General features: G+C 66.6%; 24 protein-coding genes. 14 read left to right on the top strand and 10 right to left on the bottom strand.

The window, feature by feature from the left end:
- Nucleotides 1–169 precede the first annotated feature (169 nt).
- From ABD104_RS14685 to ABD104_RS14665, 5 genes are read left to right on the top strand one after another with little or no spacing between them, the layout of a single operon-like run.
- Nucleotides 170–1,141 (top strand): dipeptidase, encoded by a 972-nt coding sequence (locus ABD104_RS14685; protein WP_279820142.1) that lies wholly within the window; start codon nt 170–172, stop codon nt 1,139–1,141.
- A gap of 15 nt (nt 1,142–1,156) precedes the next feature.
- Nucleotides 1,157–1,921 (top strand): RraA family protein, encoded by a 765-nt coding sequence (locus ABD104_RS14680; protein ID WP_087839023.1) that lies wholly within the window; start codon nt 1,157–1,159, stop codon nt 1,919–1,921.
- On the top strand, nt 1,918–2,283 hold the full coding sequence (locus tag ABD104_RS14675) for an NIPSNAP family protein (RefSeq protein WP_087839024.1): 366 nt from the start codon (nt 1,918–1,920) through the stop codon (nt 2,281–2,283). The genes ABD104_RS14680 and ABD104_RS14675 overlap by 4 nt, the downstream gene beginning before the upstream one ends.
- A 46-nt stretch (nt 2,284–2,329) precedes the next feature.
- Nucleotides 2,330–3,307 (top strand): Bug family tripartite tricarboxylate transporter substrate binding protein, encoded by a 978-nt coding sequence (locus ABD104_RS14670; protein ID WP_176400742.1) that lies wholly within the window; start codon nt 2,330–2,332, stop codon nt 3,305–3,307.
- A gap of 29 nt (nt 3,308–3,336) precedes the next feature.
- Nucleotides 3,337–4,128: an IclR family transcriptional regulator gene (locus ABD104_RS14665; protein WP_165963252.1), complete on the top strand. Its 792-nt coding sequence runs from the start codon at nt 3,337–3,339 to the stop codon at nt 4,126–4,128.
- 12 nt (nt 4,129–4,140) lie between these two features.
- On the opposite strand, the gene ABD104_RS14660 is transcribed toward ABD104_RS14665, so the two are convergent.
- Entirely contained in the window at nt 4,141–4,869 is a 729-nt protein-coding gene (locus ABD104_RS14660; protein ID WP_343927724.1) for an ABC transporter substrate-binding protein, read from the bottom strand.
- Between the two features lie 43 nt (nt 4,870–4,912).
- Complete coding sequence (locus tag ABD104_RS14655) at nt 4,913–5,560, bottom strand: GntR family transcriptional regulator (protein ID WP_087839113.1); 648 nt, start codon at nt 5,558–5,560, stop codon at nt 4,913–4,915.
- Nucleotides 5,561–5,907: 347 nt separating this feature from the next.
- Between ABD104_RS14655 and ABD104_RS14650 the strand changes: the two genes are divergently transcribed.
- The 6 genes from ABD104_RS14650 (at nt 5,908) to ABD104_RS14625 (ending at nt 11,824) form a co-directional block, all read left to right on the top strand.
- Nucleotides 5,908–6,834 (top strand): fumarylacetoacetate hydrolase family protein, encoded by a 927-nt coding sequence (locus ABD104_RS14650; protein ID WP_087839031.1) that lies wholly within the window; start codon nt 5,908–5,910, stop codon nt 6,832–6,834.
- A gap of 14 nt (nt 6,835–6,848) precedes the next feature.
- The gene (locus tag ABD104_RS14645; protein WP_254914602.1) at nt 6,849–7,433 is read left to right on the top strand and encodes a VOC family protein; all 585 of its coding nucleotides are present in this window, start codon (nt 6,849–6,851) and stop codon (nt 7,431–7,433) included.
- A 204-nt stretch (nt 7,434–7,637) separates the two neighbouring features.
- Complete coding sequence (locus tag ABD104_RS14640; RefSeq protein WP_087839032.1) at nt 7,638–8,627, top strand: Bug family tripartite tricarboxylate transporter substrate binding protein; 990 nt, start codon at nt 7,638–7,640, stop codon at nt 8,625–8,627.
- 182 nt (nt 8,628–8,809) lie between these two features.
- Nucleotides 8,810–9,595, top strand: a complete 786-nt coding sequence (locus tag ABD104_RS14635; protein ID WP_176400743.1) for an enoyl-CoA hydratase/isomerase family protein — start codon at nt 8,810–8,812, stop codon at nt 9,593–9,595.
- 12 nt (nt 9,596–9,607) lie between these two features.
- A complete protein-coding gene (locus ABD104_RS14630; protein WP_087839034.1) occupies nt 9,608–10,807 on the top strand; it encodes a CaiB/BaiF CoA transferase family protein in 1,200 nt (399 codons plus the stop codon).
- A 48-nt stretch (nt 10,808–10,855) separates the two neighbouring features.
- Entirely contained in the window at nt 10,856–11,824 is a 969-nt protein-coding gene (locus ABD104_RS14625; protein WP_087839035.1) for a Bug family tripartite tricarboxylate transporter substrate binding protein, read from the top strand.
- Between the two features lie 34 nt (nt 11,825–11,858).
- Here the strand turns inward: ABD104_RS14625 and ABD104_RS14620 are convergent, their stop codons facing one another.
- On the bottom strand, nt 11,859–12,632 hold the full coding sequence (locus ABD104_RS14620; protein ID WP_132980230.1) for an IclR family transcriptional regulator: 774 nt from the start codon (nt 12,630–12,632) through the stop codon (nt 11,859–11,861).
- Between the two features lie 53 nt (nt 12,633–12,685).
- On the opposite strand from ABD104_RS14620, the gene ABD104_RS14615 reads away from it, so the two are divergent.
- Together ABD104_RS14615 and ABD104_RS14610 are read left to right on the top strand one after the other, a co-directional pair.
- Entirely contained in the window at nt 12,686–13,615 is a 930-nt protein-coding gene (locus ABD104_RS14615; protein ID WP_343927723.1) for a fumarylacetoacetate hydrolase family protein, read from the top strand.
- Nucleotides 13,616–13,646: 31 nt separating this feature from the next.
- Complete coding sequence (locus ABD104_RS14610; RefSeq protein ID WP_087839038.1) at nt 13,647–13,922, top strand: DUF2164 domain-containing protein; 276 nt, start codon at nt 13,647–13,649, stop codon at nt 13,920–13,922.
- A 9-nt stretch (nt 13,923–13,931) separates the two neighbouring features.
- Here the strand turns inward: ABD104_RS14610 and ABD104_RS14605 are convergent, their stop codons facing one another.
- From ABD104_RS14605 to ABD104_RS14595, 3 genes are all read right to left on the bottom strand, one after another.
- On the bottom strand, nt 13,932–14,183 hold the full coding sequence (locus ABD104_RS14605; protein WP_087839039.1) for a hypothetical protein: 252 nt from the start codon (nt 14,181–14,183) through the stop codon (nt 13,932–13,934).
- A gap of 109 nt (nt 14,184–14,292) precedes the next feature.
- Nucleotides 14,293–15,738, bottom strand: a complete 1,446-nt coding sequence (locus ABD104_RS14600) for a sulfatase family protein (RefSeq protein WP_132980229.1) — start codon at nt 15,736–15,738, stop codon at nt 14,293–14,295.
- Nucleotide 15,739: 1 nt separating this feature from the next.
- On the bottom strand, nt 15,740–16,732 hold the full coding sequence (locus ABD104_RS14595) for a Bug family tripartite tricarboxylate transporter substrate binding protein (protein ID WP_343927722.1): 993 nt from the start codon (nt 16,730–16,732) through the stop codon (nt 15,740–15,742).
- 133 nt (nt 16,733–16,865) lie between these two features.
- Here ABD104_RS14595 and ABD104_RS14590 point away from each other — a divergent pair, with 133 nt between their 5' ends.
- Entirely contained in the window at nt 16,866–17,780 is a 915-nt protein-coding gene (locus tag ABD104_RS14590) for a LysR family transcriptional regulator (protein ID WP_279817129.1), read from the top strand.
- 41 nt (nt 17,781–17,821) lie between these two features.
- Here ABD104_RS14590 and ABD104_RS14585 read toward each other — a convergent pair whose 3' ends face one another.
- The 4 genes from ABD104_RS14585 to dnaN all read right to left on the bottom strand — a co-directional run bounded on the left by ABD104_RS14585 (nt 17,822) and on the right by dnaN (nt 23,452).
- Nucleotides 17,822–18,319: a DUF4411 family protein gene (locus ABD104_RS14585; protein ID WP_087839042.1), complete on the bottom strand. Its 498-nt coding sequence runs from the start codon at nt 18,317–18,319 to the stop codon at nt 17,822–17,824.
- Nucleotides 18,319–19,440: an ImmA/IrrE family metallo-endopeptidase gene (locus ABD104_RS14580; RefSeq protein WP_343927721.1), complete on the bottom strand. Its 1,122-nt coding sequence runs from the start codon at nt 19,438–19,440 to the stop codon at nt 18,319–18,321. Before ABD104_RS14580 ends, ABD104_RS14585 begins: the two co-directional genes overlap by 1 nt.
- Before the next feature lie 175 nt (nt 19,441–19,615).
- Entirely contained in the window at nt 19,616–22,123 is a 2,508-nt protein-coding gene (gyrB, locus tag ABD104_RS14575; RefSeq protein ID WP_343927720.1) for a DNA topoisomerase (ATP-hydrolyzing) subunit B, read from the bottom strand.
- Between the two features lie 222 nt (nt 22,124–22,345).
- Nucleotides 22,346–23,452: a DNA polymerase III subunit beta gene (dnaN, locus tag ABD104_RS14570; RefSeq protein ID WP_087839045.1), complete on the bottom strand. Its 1,107-nt coding sequence runs from the start codon at nt 23,450–23,452 to the stop codon at nt 22,346–22,348.
- Nucleotides 23,453–23,651 lie beyond the last annotated feature (199 nt).

The raw sequence follows: 23,651 nt of genomic DNA, 5'->3' as shown, positions 1-23,651 counted from the left end.
CAACTGCCGTTCCCGGCCCCGGCCCGGGCATGGGGACCGGCGCCGCCCGTTTTGCCCTTTTGGTCCATATATCGGACTACCTATATCGACACATTATTTCTATAAACAGAAAATCCTGCTCTCGCCGGTCCATATTACGGACCAGCAATCACCAGGAAAACTACCGAGCATGATCAAGGTATTCGACTTGCTGAACGGCGCGCGCATGACCGCCGCCTACGCCGAGGCCTGCCTGGCCCACGGCGTGGAAGCCGTCCACATCACGCTGAACAATTTTCGCGGCATCAACCCCATCCCCGACCTGCGCCATTCGCTGAACCAGCTGGCGGACTACCGCGCGCACCTCGCCACCCTGTCGGACCTGGTCCAGGTGGTCGAGGACGGCGACGGCTTCGAGCGAGCCAGGCAGGCGGGCAAGCTGGGCATCGTGCTGGGCTACCAGAACGTGCCGGGCGTGGCGCGTGACCTGAAGCTGATGGAGCTTTTCCACGCGCTGGGCGTGCGCGTGATCCAGGTCGCGCACAACATCCGCAACCTGTACGGCGACGGCTGCGCAGAACCGGCCGACGCCGGACTGTCCTCGCTGGGGCGCGAACTGGTGGGCGTGCTGAACGACCTGGGCATCGTCATCGACCTGTCGCACGTGGGCGACCGCAGCGGCCTGGACGTGCTGGCCCTCTCGCGCCATCCGGTGGCGGTGACCCATGCCAATGCCTACGCCCTGTGCCCCAACGCCCGCAACAAGAGCGACGCATTGCTGGACGCGCTCAAGGCCAACGGCGGCGTGCTGGGCATCACCTACCTGCCGCCGCTGGTGCGCATGCCGGGCGAAACCCCGGGCGCGCAGGACGTGGTGGCGCACATCCGCTATGCCGTCGACCGCATCGGCGTGGCGCACGTGGGCATAGGCTCGGATTTCATCACCGACCAGCCGGCCGAGCGCTACCAGGAATTCATGCGCAAACCCGAGGTCTACGGGACCTGGCCATGGCGCTATCCCATCAACGACCTGCAGGCCCAGCAGGACATGCTGGCCGGCCTGGCGGACATCGGCCTGGCGCGCCGCGACATCGACGCCATCGCCCGCGACAACTTCCTGCGGCTCTTCCGCATCGTGATGGCGGGCACGCCCGCCGCCTGACCACAAGGACATCCCATGACCAGCAAGACTCCCCTGGGCAAGCTGCCCGCCGCCGTCTTCGGCGACCTCGACATCCCCCGCTATCCGCAGGCCGTCATCGACGCCTTCCTGGCGCTGGAGGACCTGACCGGCACCGTCTCCGACGCCATGGACGAACTGGGCCTGTGCGGCGTGGTCCCGGGCTGCGACCTGCCTCCCACCCTGCCCGGGCGGCGCATGGCCGGCCCGGCGCTGACCCTGCGCAACGTCGAACAGCGCGATGACGCCTACAAGGGCGCCAAGGACCGCATCTCGAAGATGGCCGAGATCGAGGCCCACAACCTGGCCGAACCCGGCGACGTGCTCGTCATCGAAGGCGTGCCCGGCATCTCCAACATGGGCGGGCTGTCGGCCGCCATCGCCAAGCGCCAGGGCGAGGCGGGCGCCGTCATCGACGGCGCCATCCGCGACGTCGAGCAGTCGCGCTCGCAGGACTTCCCGATCTGGTCGCGCGGCGTCAGCTCCATCACGGGCAAGTGGCGGCTGGAGACCGTCGCCATCAACGGCATCGTGCACATACGCGGCGTGCAGGTGCGGCCCGGCGACCTGGTGGTGGCCGACGAAGGCGCCATCTGCTTCATCCCGCGCGAAGCCGTCGAGACGGTGCTCAAGCGCGCCCAGGAAATCGGCGAAGGCGAGGCCCGCCGCTACCGCGACATCCAGGACGGCATGCCCATTCCCGAACTGGCCAGGCGCACCCACGTCTACAAGTTCAGCCAGGACCAGCGGGAGGCGACATGATCGTCGAACAACGCCTCTATACCTTCCACCCGGGCAACCTCGACGCCTTCGTCGCGCTCTATAGGAAGGAAGGGATGGCCGCGCAGATGCGCCACCTGCCCGCGCTGCTGGGCTACTACGTGAGCGAGATCGGCGCCCTGAACCAGACCGTCACGCAATGGGGCTACCGCAGCCTGCAGCAGCGCATGGACTGCCGCGAGGCGCTGTTCGCCGACCCGGACTGGAAGGCTTTCCTGGTCCAGGCCCGGCCGCTGATGCTGGCGCAGGAGTGCCGCATCCTCAAGCCGGCGCCCTTCTTCCGCGAACGCCTGGCCCATCTCATCGACGACGCGCGCGGCCTCGACCTGTCCAGCCAACCCTGACGCGCCACGACACGGGCCGCGACAGGCCCGCACAATGGAGACATACATGTTCAAGCCCCTTATCCACTGGGCGGCCGCCTTCGCGCTGGCCGCCACCGCCTCCCTGCCGGCCCGCGCGGCCGACTTCCCCACCCGCCCCGTACGGCTGCTGGTACCGTTCTCCCCGGGGGGAGGCATCGACCAGCTGGCCCGTATCGCGGCGGTGAAGATGGCCGAGGACCTCAAGCAGCAGGTCGTCGTGGAAAACATGGCCGGCGCCGGCGGCGCCATCGCCGCCAAGACCGTGGCCAACGCGGCGCCGGACGGCTACACCCTGATCTTCAATTCCTCGTCCGCCGTCGCCACCGGCCTGCTGGGCAAGGAGCGGCTGGGCTTCGACCCGGTCAAGGACTTCGCGCCCGTGTCCCTGGTCGCCCAGTTCCCGCTGGTCATGGTCGTCAATCCCAAGGTGCCGGCGCGGAACATGAAGGAATTCGTCGAACTGCTCAGGAAGAATCCCGACAAGTACAACTACGGGTCTTCCGGCAACGGCACCGCCATCCACCTGGCCTCGGAGCTGTTCAAGACCCTGGCCGGCGTCAACATGCAGCACGTGCCCTACAAGGGCACGGCGGCGGCCATGCAGGACCTGCTGGGCGGGCGCATCCACATGATGCTGGACGGCGTGCCGCCGCAGATAGGCAACATCCATGAAGGACGGGTGCGCGCGTTGGGAGTGACCACCACCGAGCGCTCGGCCATGCTGCCCGACGTGCCCACCGTGGCCGAGGCGGTACCCGGCTACGCGTTCCCGTTCTGGGTCGCGATCTACGCGCCCGCCGGCACGCCCCAGCCCGTCCTGGACCGCCTGGCCGCGGCCGTCTCGGCCGCCGCGAAAGACCCGCAGTCGCGCCAGCGGTTCAAGGATGCCGGGTCCGACGCCGTCGGTTCCACGCCCGCGGAACTGGCCGCCTTCTGGAAGCAGCAGATCGACCTGTACAGCGGCATCGTCAGCAAGACCGGCATCAAGCTCGACGGCGAGTGACGGCCAACCCGCATGCTACGATGCGCGCCATGAACCGTCCCGACACCAGCGGCGCGCAGACCGTGGACCGGGCCGTCGCGGTGCTGCGGCTCCTGGCGTCGGCCGGCGAATCCGGCCTGCGCCTGATCGATCTCCAGCATGCCTCGGGCCTGTCCAAGCCCACCGTCCACCGGCTGCTGACTTCCCTGCTGCAACACGGCCTGGTGGAACAGGACGAGGACACCCGGCGCTACCGCCTGGGCATGGAAATGGCGGTGCTGGGCTGGTCCGTCTCCAGCGGCCGCGCCGACCTGCGCCAGCTGTGCGGGCCCGAGATGCAGGCGCTGGCCGACGAAACCGGCGACACCGCCTTCCTGGCGGTGCGCTCGGGCTACGACACCGTCTGCATCGAACGCAAGATGGGACCCTATCCCATCAAGGCCTTCACCGTCGACGTCGGCACGCGCCGGCCGCTGGGCGTGGGGGCGGGCGGCATCATCATGATCGCGGCGCTGCCCGAGGACGAGGCGGAACTGGTGTTCGAATCGATACGCGAACCGCTGCGGGCCTACCCCAACGTGTCGGAACCGTCGCTGCGCGAGGCGGTCTCACGGGCGCGCCGGGACGGCTACGCCTTGAGCGACGGATTGGTCATGACCGGCGTGCGCGGCCTGGCGGTGCTGGTATCGGACGCGCGCGGCGCCCCCACCGCGGCGCTGAGCCTGAGCGCGGTACAGGACCGCATACGGCCCGAGCGGGTGCCGGCGCTGGTCAAGGCACTGGAAGAAAGAAGGAAGCGGATCGAACGCAGCCTGGCGGGGCCGGGCCGGCGCTTGCGGTAGGCGGCGCGGGCCTTATGCCGAGGGCACCGCCGCGCCGGTGATCCCATGGCGCGCCAGCGCTTCCTGGACGAACCCCGAGGCCTTCATTTCCTCGACGAAGGCGCGCAGGTAATCCGCGGCGGCATCGCCGCGCGACTTGGGCACGCCCATGGCCTGCCGGATCAACATGAAATGACTGGGCAACAGATGCACGCCGCCCAGCCGCGCGGCATCGGCTTCGAGCTGCTGGCGCACGCCGGCCGCCACGTCCGCGCCGCTTTCCAGGAACACGTCGACCACGGCCGGCGACGTCGGCGCCCGCTCGACGCTGGCCTGCAGCAGGCTCCGGGTCAGGTAGAGATCGTAGGCGCTGCCCTTGCCGACCGTGACCCGCACGCCCGGCCGGTCCACGTCGGCATGGGCGGCGATGGGCGAGCCGTCGCGTACCAGGTAGGCTCCCTCGATCACCACGTAGGCGTCGGTGAAGGCGATGTGCTCGCCACGCTTGGGGTCGATGGCGAAGAAGCCGATGTCGGCCTGTTCGGCGGCCACGGCCTCGACCGATTCGCCGGCCGACGGGAAGACCACCAGTTCCAGCCCGACGCCCAGCCGTCTGGCAAGTTCCCGCGCCAGGTCCACCGATACGCCGCGCGCGCCGTGCTCGTCGTCACGGCTGGCGAGTATGGGATTGCCGACGTTGATGGAAGCGCGCAGGACCTGCTGGGGCGTGAAGGCGGCGCGAAGGGCTTCGGTCGGTTGCATGGCGAATCAGTTCCTTCAGTGGCCGACGCGCGAGGAATGGTCGCTAGCCGGCGCGTTGGGCCTCGATCTGCTCCATCACATGAAGCGTCAGCCGGGTGGTGTGGCTGCGCATGGCCAGGTAGGCCTGCTCGGGCTGGCCGGCCAGCACCGCTTCCACGATCTTCTCGTGTTCGCGATGGGAAGTTTCGAAGCGGCGTTCGACCCCGCTTTGCGCGGCGCGCACCGGCGCCAGCCGGTCGCGCAGGTTTTCGACCTGAGCGACCAGGGTCTGGTTCTGCGTACCCTGGCAGATGAGCTGGTGGAAGCGCGCGTTGATCTTGAGATAGGCATCGGCATCGCCGCGCTCGGAAACCTGCTGGGCCTGTTCGTGCAGCAGTTCGAGCTGGCGGCGCTGCATGGCGCTCATGCGCTGGGTGGCGATGCGGCAGCACAGCGACTCCAGTTCGCACAGCGCCTCGAGCATGTCGGCCAGTTGTTCGGCGCTGACGTTGGCCACCACGCCGCCACGGCGCGGCACCAGCTCGATCAGGCCGCGGGCATTGAGCAGGCGCAGCGCCTCGCGGATGGGTGTGCGCGATACCTGGAAGCGCTCGGCCAGCGAGGGCTCCTCGAGCTTCTCGCCCGGGGCCAGGGTACCCGCAATGATCTCGTCAGCCAGCGACTGGCTGATCCGAGCGGCAATGGTGGTCACGAAAGCATCCTTCAACATGGGCCAGCGAATGCCTGCGGATTATACGCGGCACCGCTTCGACCATGAACATGAGCGGCACCTGGATATGCCTGACCTCCCTTATTGAACACACTAGGACGATATTGCATACAAAAAACAGCCGCATTCGATGGCCTGACTCCTGCCCCGCCCAGCCATTCAGGGTTTGTCCCCCCCCTTTTTCTGGCACACACCTGGCAAAAAATTTATCTTAAAACGGTTGACGTGTATACACGACATGCTTAAAGTATCCCAAAGCATGGGGTAAAACTGGCGGTCCCGCCGGGTCGACGCCCCGGATCCAACACAGACAGCAACGAGGAGATTCCGTGAACTGGCACGGTCTGGCGACTTATCAGCGCAACGGCGGCAAGCATCCTGGCCTGGTGGTCAACGACACCCTGTATGACCTGGCGCAATTGGCGAAAGCCTGCGACGTGGACCCGGCCCGCGTGGCGGGGGGCATCGGCGCGCTGATCGCGGATTGGGCCGGCAGCGGCCCGCTGATCGCCACGATGGCCGATCGCGCCGTCCAACTCGCCGCAAGCGGCCGGCTGGCCGTGGTGGAAGACGCCACCTATGCGGTCCCCTACCAGCCCCGCCGCATCTTCGCGACGGCTTCCAATTTCTACGAACACGCCGACGAGATGGGCACCAAGCTGGCGGCGCGCAGCGAAAGCCAGCCCTACATCTTCATGAAGGCCGAGACCAGCGTGGTCGCCACCGGCGAAAACGTCCAGATGCCGCCCGAGACCAGTCGGCTCGACTGGGAAGTGGAACTGGGCGTGGTCATCGGCAAGACCTGCCGCCACGTACCGGTCGACGACGCCCTGTCGGCCATCGCCGCCTATACCGTATTCAACGACATCAGCGCGCGCGACCTCAACCGCCGCACCGACTATCCCTTCACCCACGACTGGTTCCGCGGCAAGAGCTTCGACACCTTCGGTCCCATGGGCCCGTGGCTGGTGCCGGCGGGCTGCATCGGCGACCCCCAGCAACTGCGCATGTCGCTGGCGGTCAACGGCGAGACCATGCAGGACGGCAGCACCTCGGAAATGATCTTCTCGGTGGCCGAGCAGATCGCCTACCTGTCGCGCATCCTGACCCTGCATCCCGGCGACTTCATCGCCACCGGTACGCCCGACGGCGTGGGCATGGGGCGCGGCGTCTACCTGAAGGCGGGGGACAGGATGGTGGCGCGCATCGAGAACATCGGCACGATCGAGAACACCGTCGTGCAGGAAAGCCGATAGGCAAGGAGGCAAACGTGACATCCGCTGACCAGCAACCGGTCGCTCCCATCCGTACGCGCAAACTGGGCCACCTGGTCCTGATGGTTCGCGACCTCGAAGCCTCCACCCGCTTCTATACCGAGGTCATGGGCCTGCGCGTGTCCGACCGCATCGGCGACCAGATGGTCTTCCTGCGGGCGGGTGAAGACCACCATGACCTGGCCCTGTCGCGCATCCCCGACGACGCCCCCGACCGCGACGATCTTCCGCGCTATACGCGCCCAGGGCTCGAGCACTTCTCGTACTACGTGGAATCGGTCGAGGAAATGCGCCGCGCCGTGGACGTGGCCCGCCAGTTGGGCGTGACGATCGAGCGCGGCATCGGCCAGCACGGCCCCGGCGCGAACTGGTTCCTGGTGTTCAAGGATCCGGACGGCAACAACGTCGAGATCTATACCGACATGGACCAGATTCCGATGGACGCCGACCACCAGCCGCAGACCTGGGAGCGCAACCTGGAATCGTTCGACCGGCACCGCCTCGCCCACTTCGTCGTCCAGCCGCCCGCCGCGGTGCTGGCCGCCAAGGACGGCAAGAAGGACACGGGAAAAAAAGACTGAGCACGAGCGCCGGCGGCCCCGGTGCCCGCCAGCCCGGCACATACGAACCCGGCACGCAAGGGGATTCTTTCCACAGGCATTGCCCCGGCGCGTTCGCGCGCGGGGAGGCCCCTTTCGCGCCCGTTTTCCGGCCGCCGGCGCGCTCGCACCGAACGGCGGCCTGCTCCACCGACGACAATGACGACCGATGAAGGAGACGACACCATGAACCCCCTCCAGCAATGGCTGCGCCGCATTCCCCTGGCCCTGGCGGCGGCCGCGATCGCCGCGGGCCCCGCCACCGCCCTGGCCGCCGATGCCTGGCCCAGCCGGCCGGTCACCATCGTGGTGCCGTTCGCCCCGGGCGGCAATACCGACATGATGGCCCGCATGATGGCCGAGCGCATGAGCAAGATCTTCGGCAAGCCCTTCATCGTGGACAACAAGGGCGGCGCGGCCGGCACCATCGCCGCCGAGCAGGTCGCGCGCGCCCAGCCCGACGGCTACACGCTGTTCATGGCGACCATGACGCAGATCGTCACGGCGCCCATGACCAACAAGATCCGCTACGACCCGATCCGCGACCTCGCCCCCATCGTCAACGTGGGCGGCAACCCCTTCGTGCTGGCGGTCAACCCCCAGCGCAACTTCCGCACCGTGACCGACCTCGTCAACTACGCCAAGGCCAATCCCGGCAAGCTGAACGTGGGCCACGGCGGCAACGGCACGCTGACCCACCTGTCGGCGCTGCTGTTCCTGAGCCGCGTCGGCGTGACCGCCACCACCGTTCCCTACCGCGGCGGCGCGCCGGCCCTGGCCGACGTGCTGGCCGGGCAGATCGACATGTACAGCGCCAGCGTCTCGGAAGTCATGTCCTACGCCAAGACGCCCGAGAAGCTCACGCTGCTGGCGGTTTCCAGCGACAAGCGCCTGCCGCAGCTGCCTTCGGTACCCACCATCGCGGAAACCTACCCGGGCCACGAGGTCGACACCTGGAACGGACTGATGGGCCCGACCGGCATGCCGGCGGACGTGGTCGCCAAGCTGGCCGAGGAAGGCCGCAAGATGATCAACGAACCGGCTTTCCGCGCACAGCTCGAGAACGCCGGCATCACGCCGCTGGGTGAAATGCCCGACGTGTTCGCCGCCCGCATCAAGGCCGAGACGGCCAAGTGGAAGCCGGTGATCCAGGCGGCGGGGATCGAACCTCAATAAGTCTCCCGCGTGTCCTTGAAGCGGTTCGCGCGGATCTGCGCGCGAACCGCTTCTGCGTTTTCCACATCACTGAATTTCACATTTGTGAAAACGCTTTCACACTGGTGAAAGCGACGTCTTCCCGGTGTCTTCCGTCGAGATAATCCGCCGCACCGATGCACGCGGCCACGACAGGAGACACCATGCCTCAGCACATCAGGATCGACCAACAAGGCCCCATCTGGCGGGTCGTCATCGATCGCCCCGACGCCAGGAACGCCCACGATCTCCAGACCTTCCAGGAACTGGTCGCCGCCTTCGACGAGGTCGAGGTCGACCCGGGTTGCCGCTGCGCCGTCCTGACCGGCGCGGGCGACATCTTCAGCGCCGGCCAGGACCTGCGTTTCACCGCCCAGGCAGATCCCCAGGCCATCGATGCCTACGGCCGCTGGAACGTCGCCGCGCGGCAGCGCATCCAGCGCAACGCCAAGCCAGTGGTCGCGGCCGTGAACGGCCCGGCCATCGGAGGCGGCGTCTACCTGGCCACGTCCTGCGACCTGGTGGTGGCCGTCGACACGGCCTTCTTCCAGATGCGCGAGATCCAGGCCGGCAACCATAGCGGCGGCGCCTTCCTGTTCACCATCGGACGCGCGCGCTCGCTGGAGCTGTCGCTGCTGGGCGGACGTCTGCAGGCGCCGCAGGCGCTGGAATGGGGCCTGATCAACCGCTGCGTGCCGGCGGCGGACTTCGACGCCGCCGTGGACGAACTGGCGGCCACGCTGGCCGAGCTACCGCCGCTGGCCATCCGCTATACCAAGAGCGCGACCAACCTGCTGCTGGACATGGCCGGCTTCAGCAACCACATGGAGGCCGGCGCGCCGATGCAGCGCTACCTGGGCCTGACCCCCGATGGCCGCGAGGCTAAGCGCGCCTTCAACGAACGCCGCAAGCCGGTCTTCACCGGCCAGTTCCCGCGCGTCGCCGACTAGGAGACACCGACCGTGCCCCAACCGTTGCAAGGCTACCGGATCGTCGACTTCACGCACGTGCTGTCGGGCCCCATCGCCACCAACTTCCTGCGCCTGCTGGGCGCCGAGGTCATCAAGGTCGAATCGGCCGCCGGCGACACCATGCGCAACTACGGCGGCATCCAGTATGCCGACGGCATGGGCCCGTCGTTCGCCTCGGTCAATTCGGGCAAGAAGTCCATCGTGCTCGATCTCAAGCGCGACGCCGACGTGGCGGTCGCGCGCGAGCTGATCGCCGGCGCCGACGTGGTGACCGAGAACTTCCGGCCCGGCGTCATGGACCGCCTGGGCCTGGGCTACGAAGCCTGCAAGGCCCTCAACCCTCGCATCGTCTTCTGCTCGATCTCGGGCTACGGCCAGCGTGGCGAGTTGCGTCACCAGCCCGCGATCGACCAGATCATCCAGAGCACCTCGGGCATGATGAGCCTGAGCGGTGAACCGGGCACCCCGCCCATCCGCATTGGCTATCCGGCGGTCGACACCTACTCGGGCCTGCTGGCCGCGTTCGCCATCGTCGCCGCCCTGCTGCAGCGTGGCCGCGACGGCCGGGCGCAGCAGGTGGACGTGGCCATGTACGACGCCGCGCTGGTGCTGATGATCTCGATGGCCGGCCCGCACCTGCTGACCGGCAAGCGTCCAGCCAAGCAGGGCAACCGCGGCTACAGCATGTCGCCCACCGCCGATACCTTCCCCACTGCGGCGGGGCACCTGACGCTGGGCGCGGTCCGCCAGGATCAGTTCGAGCGGCTGTGCCGCGTGATAGGACGCGAGGACCTGATCGCCGATCCGCGTTTCCAGGACCGGGGCACACGGGTCGCCCACGGCGAAGCCTTGCAGCATGAGGTGCGCCAGGCGCTGGCCGGCCGTGGCGCCGCCGAGTGGGCGGAGCTGCTCAACGCGGCCGGCGTGCCGGCCGGCGAAGTGCGCGAGCTGCCCGAGGCACTGGCGCAGCCGCACCTGGACGACAGGCGATTGCTGCTGTCGATCGCGGCTGGCGACCAGGCCCTGCGCGTGCTGAACGCCGGCTTCTGCTACGAGCACGACGGCCCGGGCCTGGACGCACCGCCGCCGGCGCTGGGCCAGCACACGGCCGAGATCCTGGCCGGCCTGGGCCGCACGCCCGAACAGATCGCGGCCTTCCTTCATCGCGAGGACACCCAGGCGAGATCCTGACCCCCGGGGCGCCAACCCGGGTACGACAACATTCCAAGGAGACACCCCATGAAGATCATGCACCTTGCCGGCGCCCTGTGCGCGCTGGCCATCTCGGCCCCGGCCGCGCAGGCGCGCGAGGCGGCCTATCCCGCCCAGCCTATCCGCCTGATCGTGCCCTTCGCGCCCGGCAGCACCAGCGACACCTCGGGCCGCGTCATCGCGCAACAGCTCGCCAGCCGGCTGGGCCAGGCGGTCACCGTGGATAACATGCCCGGGGCCGACGGCCGCATCGGCATCATGGCGGCCAAGAACGCGCCGGCCGACGGCTACACCCTGGTGCTGGGCAGCTGGACCAACCTGTCGGTCAACCCCATCGTCGTCAAGGACCTGCCCTACGATCCGCTCAAGGACTTCAAGCCCATCTCGGGCGTCACCCGCAGCATGTTGGGCATCGCCGTGCCGGCCAACTCGCCGTACAAGACGCTGGCCGACCTCGTCGCCGCGGCCAAGGCGCAGCCCGAGAGGCTGAACTTCGGCAACTTCGCCTGGGGCTATCGCCTGGCCACCGAATGGTTCTCCAGCATCGCCGGCATCCGCTTCACGCCCATCTCGTACAAATCGACCAGCCAGATGAACACCGACCTGATCGGCGGGCAGATCGACGTGGCGATGGACGGCGTGGCCTCGCTGGCGCCCTCGGCCAAGGCAGCCAAGCTGCGCATCCTCGCCGTCACCGGCGAAAAGCGTCACGTCGAGTTCCCGGACGTACCCACCATCCGGGAAAGCGGCTATCCCGGCTACGTCATCTATGGCTGGTCGGCATTGATGGCGCGCGCGGAGGTCAGCGACGCGATCACCCGGCGCCTGGCCGACACCATGAAAGAGGTGCTGGAATCCCGGTCGGTGCAGGAGTTCGCCGAAAAGGGAGGCTCCGAGCTGCTCAAGCGCGATCCGGAGCAGATGCGCGCCTTCAACGTCAAGGAAATCGAAACACTGCGCACCGTTGCCGACAAGGCCGGCCTGGTCGCGCAATGAATACGGCCGGCCCGCTGCGGCACGCGCGTCCCGCTCAGTGCCCGAACTTGTCCGGCAAGGCCTCCATATGCTTGCGATGAAGCTCCACCACCCGCTGCAGCGCCTTCAGGAAATCGAGCTTCTTGGCGCGCAGCGCCGCGAGGCTCGCGCCTATGCCCAGGGCCATCGGCGGCTGGTGGGCCGGCGCGGCCAGCAGCGTCGTGATGATGCCGGCTCCCGGCGTCGACACGCCTTCGCTGTAGGCATAGCCGCTTTCGCGGTACTGCTGGATACGCTTGCCCAGTTCGGCCATCGACACCCGGTGCTCCGGCGACTCGTGCGCGTTGATCCGGTTGACCAGCGCCCACAGCTCGGAAGGCGGCTTGAGCGACAGCAGCACCGTCCCCATGGCCGAGCGCAGCAGCGGCCGCAGCGTGCCCGGCGCCACGTCGCGCCGGTGCAGGGCGTCCGGGCCGCGCACCACGTGTATGTACTGCACGTGGTGGCCACTTTGTATCCCCAGCGTGGGCGTCCCGCCCGTCTCCTCGCGCATCTGGTACATCAGGCGGGCGATCGTGCCGTCGGCCATCAACGCGTCGTTGACCCAGATGCCCAACAGCGCTGCCTTCACCGTCGGCACGAAGGTCCGCTCGCTGGACGAATGGTCGAGATAGCCCATTTCGCTCAGCGTGCGCAGCAGGGCCAGCGTGCTCGAGGCCGGATAGTTCAGCGCCGCGGCAATCTCGCTCAGCGTCGCGGGCGCCTTGCGCCGCGCGAAGAATTCCAGGATCTCTATGGCCCGTTGGGCCGACTTGACCTTGGGCGCCATGTCCTTGCCTCCACCGTTGCGCCTATCCGCTTTCTTTCAGCCAGGAACGAACCATGAAACTCGCCACCATTGAACTGGGCGGCCGCCAGCTGCCCGCACTCTTCCTGGACGACGGCCGCGTCTGCGACCTCCAGGCCTTCGCCCAGGCCGCTCCGCCCGCCACGCTGCCCTTCCCGTGGCCCGAGACCGGCCGCCTGACCATGGTCGACCTAGCCGCCGGCGGCGCCTGCACCTGGGCCTGGTGCCGCGACATCGCCGCCGTCGCCGACGCCCACCTGGTTTCGCCCGGCAGCTACCGCCTGCTGGCACCCATTCCGCGTCCGCCCAAGAACATCTTCTGCCTGGGCCGCAATTATAGGGAGCACATCCAGGAAGATAACGCCTCGCGCAATCTCGATACCCAGGAGCCCGAGCATCCGCAGTTCTTCACCAAGCCCTGGACCGCGATCGTCCCGCACGAGGGCGCCATCCGCTACGACCAGCGCGTCACCCGCCGCCTGGATTACGAGGTCGAACTCGCCGTCGTCATCGGCCAGGGCGGCCGCGACATCGCCGAAGGCGACGCCCCCGGCCACATCTTCGGCTACACGATCCTCAACGACATCAGCGCCCGCGACCTGCAGAAACGCCACGACCAGTGGTTCAAGGGCAAGGCCATCGACGGCAGTTGCCCCCTCGGCCCGTGGATCGTCTCGCCCGAAGCCGTCGGCGATCCCCATGCGCTGCGGATCTCCCTCAAGGTCAACGGCGAACAGCGCCAGAACGCCAGCACCGGCGCGATGATCTTCTCCATCCCGCGCACCATCGCGTCGCTGTCGTCGGGGCTGACGCTGGAGCCGGGCGACGTGATCGCCACCGGCACGCCCTCGGGCGTCGGCTATGCGATGAACCCGCGCCAGTGGCTGAAGGACGGCGACGTGATCGAATGCGAGATCGAGAAGATCGGGAAATTGGTGAACCGGGTGGAGGAGGTGATAAATTGAACGGCCCGGCGCCCCTCGCCAGAAAGCCGACATGACCATCGAACTCGACAAGCAAGTCCGCACCACTGCCATCGCCTCGATCCAGCGCTACTTCGACCAGAACATGGAGGAGCCCATCGGCAACGTCGCCGCCGGCGGGCTGCTCGCCTTCTTCGTCGAAGAGATCGGGCCCGCGATCTACAACCAGGCGGTCGCGGACGTGCAGGAGCGGTTGCAGTTGCGCCTATCGGAGATCGACCTCGAGGTCCACGAGGAAGAGTTTGCCTACTGGCGCAAGTACGACCAGGCGAGCAAGGGGCGCCGCTAGGCTCGCGCCTTACCCACGGCGCGCCCACCACCACAGGCCCCATGCGACCAGCGCCGGGATGCCGAACAGCGCCGCATGGATGGGCAGTTCCTCGGCCAGGGTATAGCCGTGGGAAAGGCCGGTGCGCAGGTTCCATGCGCACGCCGCCAGCCAGGCCAGCGTGAAGAGCCCGGCGGCCCAGGTGCGATGGGGCGCGGGGACCACGCGCAGCAGCGCGATGGCCAGGACCAGTCCGATGGCGATGATGATCAGGGTACGCATGGTGGCCTCACTTGGGAGCTTCAGCTTAGGGCAGCCGGCCGGGGCCGATAAGTCCCCGGCTTCTGGATGGATTATCCAGCATGGCGATCCAATCCACGAGTCCCGGCTGCTATGCGAACTTCGCCTCCACGCCCGGCGCCGGCGTGGCGCCGAATCCCCCGCGCCGGACCACCGCCTCGCGGCCGCCGTGGGCTTCGATCAGTGCGTGCTGGTCGGCCTTGGCGATGCGATCCTGCGCGTCGGGATCGACGATCCGCCGCAACGCCGCGGTCAGTTCGTCCACCACCTGCGCATGCCGCCCGCCCGGGACGAGATCGATCCGCTCCTCTGGATCCGCGACCAGGTCGAACAACTGGGGCGCCATGTCCACGTAGTGGATCAGCTTCCACCGGTCCTGCCGCAGCATGTAGGCGCCGGTAGCCGCGCCCGCCGCATGGTATTCCGAGAACACCGGGCGCGCCGGGTCGTCCGGTGCCTGCGCCAGGTCGACCAGCGACCGCCCCGGCAGGTCGGCGGGCGCCTCCACGCCCATCCAGGCCAGCAGGGTCGCTCCCACGTCCACCAGGGAGACGTGCGTGCCGACGATCTTGCGCGTCGAATGGCCCGGCGCCCTCAGCAGCATGGGCACGCGCGCCGCCTCCTCGTACAGCGTGGACTTGCCCCACAAGGCCCGCGTGCCCATGTTGTCGCCATGGTCGCTGGTGTAGATGACCAGCGCCTCGTCGGCCAGCCCGGATTCGTCGATGGCCTGGCAGATCTGGGCGAAGTGCCAGTCCATGAAGGAACACAGGCCGCCGTAGCTCAACAGGGCACGGCGCCGCAGTTCGTCGTCGAAGAAGCTGTCGTGCGGAAAGCAGGTTCGCAGTGCGGCGATCCAGGGATGGTCGATCCGGTCTGCCGCCCGCGAGAGCTTGGGCAGCGGGATGTCGTCCAGCCGGTAGGCCGAGGCGAATTCTTCCGGGGCGATCAGCGGAAAATGAGGCGCCACGAACGAGGCGAACAGGACCCAGCCGTCATCCCGGGCGTGTTCGCGTATCCATTGCGTCGATGCCTGCGCGATGGCGCGATCGTACCGGGTATAACTGCTTTCGCCGATGCCGACTTCCTCGGCCAGCGCGCGCGTCTTGTGCCGCACGGGCAGCGGGTCTCGCACCGCGCCCAGCAGGTCCCCGATACCGTCCACCACGTGCATGGGCAGGATCTGGCGGGTGAAGCCGGTGTCGTCGGTCTCGTTGCGGAAGTGCAGCTTGCCGATGGACGTGACGTCCACGCCGGCATCGCGCAGCCGATGGGTCCAGCCCGGCAACTGGCCGGTATAGGGCAGGGCGTTGTCCCAGTTGCGCGTCTCGTGGGTATAGCGGCCGGTGGTGAACGAGGCGCGCGCGGGTATGCAGATGGGCGAGTTGGTGTAGGCCGACGCGAACCGGGTGTTGGCGGCCGCGAAGCGGTCCAGGTGCGGCGTGCGTATCCAGGGATGGCCCGCGCACGACAGCGCGACCCCGGAATGTTCGTCGGACATGACGACGATGGCGATACGGCGGGATCCCGGCTTCATCTCATGTCTCCTGCAACCCGCGTTCCTTGACGATCGTGCGCCACCGGGCCAGGTCGGCGGCGACGTAGGCGGAGAAATCCTGCTGCGACATGGGCATGACGCGTATGCCTTCGCCGGCGAGCTTGTCCGCCGTTTCCTTGCGGCCCAGTACCTGCGCCACGGCGGCCGACAGATCCTGCACCACGGCCGGCGGCAGATGGGCCGGCCCCATGATGCCCACCCACTGCACGGCCTCGAAATGGGGAATGCCGATTTCCTTCAGCGTGCGTACCTCGGGCAGGAGCGGATGACGATCCGGCCCGGTCACGGCCAGCGCGCGCAGCTTGCCCGCGCGGATGTAGGGCAGCACACCCGCCAGGCCCGGCATCGCGTATTGCACCTGGCCCGCCACCATATCGTTGATGCCCGGCGCGATGCCGCGATAGGGCACGTGCAGGACCGAGGTGTTCGTGGCCAGCTTGAGCCCCTCGAACACCAGGTGGGTGATGGTACCCACGCCGGCCGACGCATAGCTCGCCTTGCCCGGATGCGTGCGTACCTCGGCCAGGAAATCCTCGAAGCTGGCGGGGCCCGACGGCTGGGCGACCAGCACGTTGGGCGCGCCGCCTATCATCGCGATGTGCGTGAAATCGCGGATCGGGTCATAAGGCACCTTACGCACCGCCGGCAGGGTGCCGTGGGTGCTGACATAGCCGATCATCAGGTTGTAGCCGTCGGGCTCGGCCCGCGCCGTGGCCTGGCTGGCGATCTGCCCGCCCGCTCCGCCCTGGTTCTCGACCACCCACGGCTGCTTCATGCCCCGCGACAACTGGTCCGCCACGACGCGCGCGATCATGTCGGTGCCGCCGCCCGCGCTGACCGGCACCAGCAGGCGCACCGGACGCGAGGGATAGGATTGCGCCAGCGCGCAGGCCGGAACCAGCCCGGCCACCGCGGCGGATCGAGCGGCCGTGGCCAGGACGCGGCGCCGGCCCCGATCGATATCCTGAATCATCTCCTCCTCCCACCGCGGCCTGACATGCCCCGGGATGCCGGGCAGTCTAATCAGCGCGGCGAAGGCGCGGAAGTACAATTCCTTTAGAGCTTTTCTAAAAAAAATGGATAGCGGCCAGGCCTGGAGACGCTGCGTGGCACTCAATCTCGATCATCTGCGCGCGTTCCTGGTGGTGGTGGAAGAAGGCAGCATCAATCGCGCGGCCGCGCGCCTGCTGCGGGCGCAGCCCGCGGTGGGCCGGCAGATCCGGCTGCTGGAAGAATCGCTGGGCACGCCGCTGCTGGAGCGCTCGTCCAGCGGCGTGCAACCCACCACCGCGGGCGAACAGCTCATCGCCCATGCGCGGCGCATCTTCCGCGACGTGGCCGAGGCCGAAGCCGCCATGGCGCGCGTCGCCACGGAACCGGCCGGCGACCTGATCGTGGCGATCCCGACCTCGCTGGCCGACCAGCTCGGCCCCGTCCTGTTCGGCGCGATGCGCGACCGCCATCCGCGGGTGCGCCTGACGCTGCTGGAAGGAGACAGCCACGCCATCACCAGATGGATGGCGGGCAACGAGGCCGACATAGGCGTGCTGCCCGAAGGCAGCTCGGACACCAGCCTGCATGCGATCGAGTGCGGCCGGCAGGTGTTCTGCTTCTGCGGCCCCGCGGACGGTTTCCCCGTGCTGCCGGCGTCCATGCCGCTGGGGGATGCCTTGTCCTACCCACTGGCCCTGTCCATCCCGCCGAACCGGCTGCGGCGGCTGGTCGACAGCGCCGCGGCCGGCATAGGCCGCGAGGTGCGCCCGGTGCTGAACGCCAGTTCCAGCCACTTGATCACCGCGCTGATGCGGCAGGGCGAGCTATATACGATCCGCCCCCGCATCGGCCCGGTGCCGGCCGTGGTGGACGGCATTGCCTTCATCCCCATTGCCGAGCCCGCCATCCAGCGTGGCATCAGCGTCGTGTGGAGTACCGCGCGGCCGTTGAGTCCGGCGGGGGAGGCGGCGCGCGCCACGCTTGAGGAACTGCTGCGCGGCATGGACGGCGCGCAGGCGCCGGGCTGAAAGCGCTAGATGCTCGATGAGCCACGATCCGGCGCCTAGCCTCAAGTCGGCGTTGGCCCCAAGACGAATCTAGCCTGCTCCCTGCGCAGCATTTGGTAGGGAGACATGAAGTCCACCCCTAGTCCAATGCACACATTGGGAATCTTGATTTTCTTGACGGATGCTGACGCCACTTCATGCGTCACCAGCGTATGATGGCCGGTCAACGCGGTTGCAACCAACCAGAAGTCCGCTACCTGCATAAAGGTATTCACAGCCGCAGGCTCATACCCTTGTTGGACTACCCATGCGCTTACGTGCTGGGCGGCAGTCAGCACAGCGGCGTCCGGGGCCAGGAAGAATCCGTCCTCCCTACCCAGTGCCCACTCGGCCAATTCGTCCCCACCACCAGTCAGTTCATCACCCACTTGGCGAATGCTGCAGAGTCGCCCGGCGTCATATGCCTGGTCAAGCCAAGACCAAAATGCGGGGCAAAAGTCGAACCCGTACTGTAGGTTCTTGGCCTGAATGAAGACGTTGGCATCCAGCAGGTAGGCCATCAGGTCGGAAATCCCAGTATTCGCCCCAGCTCGTTGAACGTGCCCGACTTTGCGATGCCAAGCATGCGAAACGCATCCCGGTACAAAGTTCGCCCTTCAAGGGTGCTTGCAACCAAGGACTGAGCAAATCGCTTGCTGACGCGAGCGACAGTGGTTCGATAGAAATCGCCGCCTCCTGCATTGCGCTCAGCCAAACTCCTCAAACGCGCCTCTTCATCCCGATAAGCCCGCCAGAACGCCGCTCTATCGAGATATCCCACGTCCCACATCCGTCGCAGAAGCACCAAGGTGCTTACCTTGAAATGTCGTGCCAGCCGCTTCAATGCGGCATCCAGCGGCTCATCGGCGCGAAGCGCATCAAGAAAGTCCGCCCGGGGAACAAGCAGTTCGGCTGCTACCTGGTTGCACCATACTTCCACGGCGTAATCGGAAACTTCCGATATCCGAGCATCCGACAAAGCCGACTGCCCCAGCCACAAATGCGCAAGTTCGTGCGCCAACGTAAACATCTGGGCAGCCTTGCTATCCGCCCCGTTGATGAACACCAAGGGTGCCAGCTTATCCGCAAGGGCAAAACCTCTAAATTCACGGGGGTTCAGCTGCCGGGTGTTGTTGTTCATCACCACCCCACTGACCATCACCATCACACCTGCTTGCTCGGCCTGCGCAATAAACAGGCGCAATGCCTCAGCCCACGTGGGACATTCAGAACGAGCCTCCACGCTGAACCCGAGCACTTCGCGGATTCGTTGCGCCACTTCCATCGGCGGCGTTTCCATCGTCACGCAGGCGACGAAGGGCAGTGGCTTCTCGCCGTTAACCAGGGCTTCGTCCCGATACCAAGTTTGTCGCGTTTGACAGGTGAAAATCACATCCAGCAGATCGGCAGTCAGGCGTGGCGAATCTCGGCCCATTGTCCGAAAATCGGGAATCGGCAAGTCCTCTCGCGGAGGCTCGGGAAGGAAGAAATACCCCAACGGCGCGTGCGTAGCCTGCGCGAACTGTTCGAGTTGGCGCAAAGTGGGCTGGATAGCGCCGGACTCCCACTCCATAAGGCGAGGAAAACGCGCCAGCAGCACAGCCTCATCCATCTGGGCGCGCTGGCGGGCCCAGATGAACATGATTGGTTGTATGGAGACGCGAGTCATGCCTGGAGTTTATATCGCAGCAATGTTTCGCACATCAATTGGCCGGTCACTGGAGTGTCCTGAAACGAAACACAAAAACGAACGACCACCAAAGGTGGCCGTCGAATTGTCTTGCTGGACGGTCGATGCGCCGTAAGTCAGCCGTGCCTCAAACGTCAATATTCCCCGCCATCAACGCATGCGTCTCGATGAACGCGCGGCGCGGCTCGACGTGGTCGCCCATCAGCGTCGTGAAGATCTCGTCCGCCGAAATCGCGTCCTCGATCTGCACCCGCAGCAGGCGGCGCACGGTGGGATCCATGGTGGTTTCCCACAGCTGCCCGGGGTTCATCTCGCCCAGGCCCTTGTAGCGCTGCTTGGACAGCGAGCGTTCGGCCTCGGCGCGCATCCATTGCATGGCTTCGCGGAAGTCGGCCACCGGCAGTTCCCGGCGCTTGTCGCCTTCGCCGCGCTCGATCTTCGCGCCCGGGCCGATCAGGCCCTGGAAGGTCTGGGCGGCGTTGCGCAGCACGCTGTAGTCGGGGCCGTCGACGAAATGCTGGTCGATCACGCTGACGCGGATATTGCCGTGGTGGTTGCGATGGATCTCCAGCCTGGACTGCTGGGTTTCCTCGTCCACCGAGACCTTGACCTGCACCACGCCGGGCATGGACGGGTCTTCCAGTTCGGCCTGCAGGCGCTGGCGCGACAGCTCGGCCTGGTCCACGGACGACAGGTCCGCCTCGAAGCCGCGCACGATGGCCGACAGCGTGGCAAGGTCCACGAAACGCGACAGGCGCTCGATCACGGCGTCGACCAGGTTGTACTGGCGCGCCAGTTCCTTCAACGCGTCGCCGGCGATGGGCTGGGCGTCGGCGGAGGGGAACAGCCGGGCATCCTTGAGCGACAGCTCGAGCATGAAGGCGGCCTCTTCGGCGTCGTCCTTCAGGTAGCGCTCGTCGCGGCCGACCTTGACCTTGTACAGCGGCGGCTGGGCGATGTAGACATAGCCATGCTCGATCAGCTGCGGCATCTGGCGATAGAACAGCGTCAGCAGCAGCGTGCGAATGTGCGCGCCGTCCACGTCCGCGTCGGTCATGATGATGATGCGGTGGTAGCGCAGCTTGTCGATGTTGAAGTCGGGTCCGATGCTGGTGCCCAGCGCGGTGATCAGGGTGGCGATCTGCTCGCTGCTGATCAGCTTGTCGAAACGCGCCTTCTCGACGTTCAGCACCTTGCCGCGCAGCGGCAGGATGGCCTGGAACTTGCGGTCGCGGCCCTGCTTGGCCGAGCCGCCGGCGGAATCGCCCTCGACGATGTAGATCTCGGACTTGGACGGATCCTTTTCCTGGCAGTCGGCCAGCTTGCCGGGCAGCCCGGCGCCTTCCAGCACGCCCTTGCGGCGCGTCATCTCGCGCGCCTTGCGCGCGGCCTCGCGGGCGCGGGCGGCCTCGACGATCTTGCCGCACAAGGCCTTGGCGTCGATGGGGTTCTCGAGCAGCCAGCTCTCCAGGCTGCGCGCCACGGCGTCTTCCACGGCGGGGCGCACTTCGCTGGATACCAGTTTGTCCTTGGTCTGGCTGCTGAACTTGGGCTCGGGCACCTTCACCGACAACACGCAGGTCAGGCCCTCGCGCATGTCGTCGCCGGTGGTCTCGACCTTGGCCTTCTTGGCCAGTTCGTTCTCGTCGATGTACTTGTTGATGATGCGCGTCATCGCCGCGCGCAGGCCGGTCAGGTGCGTGCCGCCGTCGCGCTGCGGGATGTTGTTGGTGAAGCACAGCACGCTTTCGGTGTAGCTGTCGTTCCACTGCATCGCCACTTCCACGCCCACCGGCACGCCGCCGGCCGACGACTCGGTGGCCACCGCGAAGACGTTGGGATGCAGCACGGTCTTGGCGCGGTTGATGTACTCGACGAAGCCCTTGACGCCGCCGCTGAAAGCGAAGTCTTCTTCCTTGCCCTGGCGCTCGTCCACCAGCTTGATGCGCACGCCGTTGTTCAGGAACGAGAGCTCGCGCAGCCGCTTGGACAGAATCTCGTAGTGGTATTCGACGTTGGTGAAGATTTGCGAATCCGCCAGGTACTGCACCCGGGTACCGCGCTTGTCGGTCTTGCCGGTGACCTTCAGCGGCTCGACGCGTTCACCGCGGCGGAACTCCATCTGGTGCAGCTCGCCGTTGCGCCGGATGCTGAGACGGAGCCATTCGGACAGCGCGTTCACGCAGGATACGCCCACGCCGTGCAGGCCGCCCGAGACCTTGTACGAGTTCTGGTCGAACTTGCCGCCCGCGTGCAGCTCGGTCATGACGATCTCCGCGGCGCTGCGCTGGAATTCGTCGTCCTTGTGCACGGCGGTCGGAATGCCGCGGCCGTTGTCGGACACCGAGATGGAGTTGTCGGCATGGATGGTGACGATGATCTCGTCGCAATAGCCGGCCAGCGCTTCGTCGATGGCGTTGTCCACGACCTCGAACACCATGTGGTGCAGGCCCGTGCCATCGGACGTATCGCCGATGTACATGCCCGGCCGCTTGCGCACGGCCTCCAGCCCCTTCAGCATCTTGATGGAGTCGGCGCCGTAGCTGTCCACCACAGGGGCAGCGGCCACCACGGGCGTCCCGTCAAGGCTGTTATCGATCTCGCCCGACTCGGGCGTAGTGTTCTGTTCGGTCATAGATTTCCAACCATCCACTCTGCACAGGCAATACCCCACCCGCCAGAAAAAACAAAAGTGGGCGCCCACTCAGGCCACCCACGGTTGCCCCCCAAAGGAACAACCTAAAAAACCACCGCCCCACCCCAAGACATCCTCCCCAGACCCAGGGCACAGCGGATCCGGCTTTGCCGGTCCGCCAGTGCCGCCCCTGGGGGCGCGCGTAAGCGCGTAGGGGGGGCCTTAAATGCGCATAGGCATCACGACATACTTGAAGTCCGTGTCGTCGGGCAAGGTGATCAGCGCCGAGGAGTTGGCGTCGCCCACGCTCCACTGCACCGTCTCGGCCTTCAGGTTGCCCAGCACGTCCAGCAGGTAGCTGACGTTGAAACCGATGTCCAGGGGCTCGAAGCCGAAGTCGATCTCGAGTTCTTCCTGGGCCTCTTCCTGTTCCGCGTTGCTGGCGGAAATCTTCAGGACATGATCGGCCATCTGCATCCGCACACCCTTGAACTTGTCGGTGGTCAGGATGGCGGCGCGCTGCAAGCTGCGCTGCAGGGCTTCGCGGGCGATCGGGAAATGCTTGGTGTAGCCGTTCGGGATCACGCGCTGGTAGTCGGGGAACTTGCCTTCGACCAGCTTGGAGATCAGCTCGACGTCGCCGAAGCGGAAACGGATCTGATTGGCTGCCACCGAGATCTCGATGGGCTCCTCGCTGTCGTCCAGGAGGCGCAGCAGTTCCAGCACCGTCTTGCGCGGGACGATCACTTCCTGCTTGGGGGCATCGGCATCGATGGCGACCGCGCAATAGGCCAGGCGGTGGCCGTCGGTGGCGACGCAGCGCACGTTGTTGCCGTCCAGCACCAGCAGCATGCCGTTCAGGTAGTAGCGGATGTCCTGCTGCGCCATCGCGAAGTGCACCATGTTCATCAGGTGCTTGAACGACTTCTGCGTCATGGTCAGCGAAGCGTTCCACGAGGCCGGCTGGGCCACGGTGGGGAACTCCTCGGCCGCCAGGGTCTGCAGCGCGAAGCGGCTCTTGCCGGACTGGACCGACAGCTTCTTGTTGGCCAGGGAAAGGGACACGTCGCCGGTGTCGGGAAGGGCGCGCAGGATGTCGAGCAGCTTGCGGGCTGCCACCGTGGTGGACTCAGACGCATCACCCACGCCGAAATCGGCATGGGTGGTGATCTGAACCTCGATGTCGGTGGACACGAACGACACGCGGCTGCCTTCCTTGCGCAACAGGATGTTGGCCAGGATGGGCAGGGTGTGCCGCCGTTCCACGATGCCTGAAACGGTCGCGAGCGGCTTCAGCAATGCATCGCGTGAGGCTTTGACCAATTGCATATCCAATCCTTCTTTGGGTTGGTAGTTAATAGGACCCTGTGAATAACTGGAATTTCTTCAAAAAACTATTATAAATCAAGAACTTGTCCAGTTTTTAGCGAGTGGGGAACCGGCCTGGAGAATAGCGCACAACCATGAACAACTTTCGATCGAAAAAAACGGCGTCGGGTTGTCCAGAAATGCTCCACGGTTTTTCCAC

This window comes from Pigmentiphaga daeguensis (genome assembly GCF_039523035.1).
GTDB lineage: Bacteria > Pseudomonadota > Gammaproteobacteria > Burkholderiales > Burkholderiaceae_B > Pigmentiphaga > Pigmentiphaga daeguensis.
This window is presented reverse-complemented; position numbering and strand designations above follow the sequence as displayed.